General features: G+C 58.4%; 1 protein-coding gene. It reads left to right on the forward strand.

The genetic code is table 11. From position 1 onward, the window contains the following. Nucleotides 1–5: 5 nt before the first annotated feature. A partial coding sequence (recO, locus tag V5P19_RS23310) for a DNA repair protein RecO (RefSeq protein ID WP_191662390.1) occupies nucleotides 6–296 on the forward strand: 291 nt, incomplete at its 3' end.

The following is a 296-nucleotide window of genomic DNA, read 5'->3' on the forward strand; positions in this document are numbered from 1 at the left end:
CTCCGATGGAAGGCTGGCAGCGCGCATTTGTCCTGCATAGTCGCCCGTGGAGCGAAACCAGCCTGATGCTGGACGTCTTCACGGAGGAATCGGGGCGCGTGCGTCTGGTTGCCAAAGGCGCACGCTCTAAACGCTCTACCCTGAAAGGTGCATTACAGCCTTTCACCCCTCTCTTGCTACGTTTTGGCGGGCGTGGCGAAGTCAAAACGCTGCGCAGTGCTGAAGCCGTCTCGCTGGCGCTGCCATTAAGCGGTATCACGCTTTACAGCGGTCTGTACATCAACGAACTTCTCTCC

Origin of the sequence: Enterobacter sp. UNJFSC 003 (assembly GCF_036903355.1) — a bacterium.
GTDB lineage: Bacteria > Pseudomonadota > Gammaproteobacteria > Enterobacterales > Enterobacteriaceae > Enterobacter.